Below are 1,489 nucleotides of genomic sequence, written 5' to 3'. Positions count from 1 at the left end.
CGCTCAGGCGTTGCGGACGGACGCCGCCTCGTGGAGGTCGAGGATGTCGACGGACTTCTCCCGCATCTCGACCTTGCGGACCTTGCCGGTCACGGTCATCGGGAACTCGTCGACCACCAGCACATACCGCGGGATCTTGTAGTGCGCCAGCTTCCCGGTGGCGAACTCGCGGATCGACTCCGCGGACACCCGGGCGCCCTCACGGACCTGCACCCAGGCACACAACTCCTCCCCGTACCTCACATCCGGCACCCCGATGACCTGCGCGTCCAGGATGTCCGGGTGGGTGTAGAGGAACTCCTCGATCTCACGGGGGTAGATGTTCTCCCCACCCCGGATCACCATGTCCTTGATCCGCCCGGTGATGTTCACATACCCCTCGGCGTCCATCACCCCCAGATCCCCGGTGTGCATCCAACGCGCCGCGTCGATCGCCTCCGCGGTCTTCTCCGGCTCCTCCCAGTACCCCAACATCACCGAATACCCGCGCGTGCACAACTCCCCGGGCTCACCCCGCGGCACGGTCAACCCACTGGCCGGGTCCACGATCTTGACCTCCAGATGCGGATGCACCCGCCCCACCGTCGACACCCGCAACTCCAGCGAGTCCTCCGCCCGGGTCTGCATCGACACCGGGGACGTCTCGGTCATCCCGTAACAGATCGTCACCTCGTCCATGCCCATCCGCGACACGACCTGCTTCATCACCTCCACCGGACACGGCGACCCGGCCATGATCCCCGTCCGCAGACTCGACAGGTCATAGGCGTCGAAGTCCGGATGGTTGAGCTCGGCGATGAACATCGTCGGCACCCCGTACAAGCTCGTGCAGCGCTCCGCCGCCACCGCCTCCAGGGTCGCCTTCGGGTCGAACCCCTGCGCCGGAATGACCATCGTGCACCCATTCGACGTCGCCGCCAAATTACCCATCACCATCCCGAAACAGTGATAGAACGGCACCGGGATACACACCCGGTCCTCCGGGGTGTAACCGTTGAGCCGGCCCACGAAAAAGCCGTTGTTCAAAATATTGTGATGGCTCAGCGTGGCGCCCTTCGGGAACCCCGTCGTCCCCGACGTGTACTGGATGTTGATCGGATCATCCGGCGAGAGCCCCGCCTGCGCCTCCGCCAGCACCGCCGGGTCCCCGCCCCGCCCGGCCTCCAACAACCCGTCCCACTCGCCCGACCCGATCAACACCACCGCCCGCAACCCCGGGCAGCTCCCCCGCACCTGCTCGATCATCCCCGCATAATCCGAGGTCTTGAACGCCCGCGCCGCCACCAACAACGAAATCCCCGCCTGCCGCAGCACATACTCCAACTCATGCGTGCGATAGCTCGGGTTGATGTTGACCAGGATCGCCCCGATCTTCGCCGTCGCGTACTGCAACACCGTCCACTCCGCCATGTTCGGCGCCCAGATCCCGACCCGATCCCCCTTCACCACCCCGTCGGCCAACAAACCCAACGCCAAGGCATCGACATCC

General features: G+C 65.5%; 1 protein-coding gene. It reads right to left on the bottom strand.

The annotated features are described in order from the left end of the window. Positions 1-3 precede the first annotated feature (3 nt). Positions 4-1,489 (bottom strand): AMP-binding protein (locus tag LWC35_RS38715; protein WP_232875570.1); only part of this gene is annotated, 1,486 nt, incomplete at its 5' end.

The sequence above is a fragment of the Pseudonocardia kujensis genome, assembly GCF_021283305.1.
In the GTDB taxonomy this organism is placed as follows: Bacteria; Actinomycetota; Actinomycetes; order Mycobacteriales; family Pseudonocardiaceae; genus Pseudonocardia; species Pseudonocardia kujensis.
This window is presented reverse-complemented; position numbering and strand designations above follow the sequence as displayed.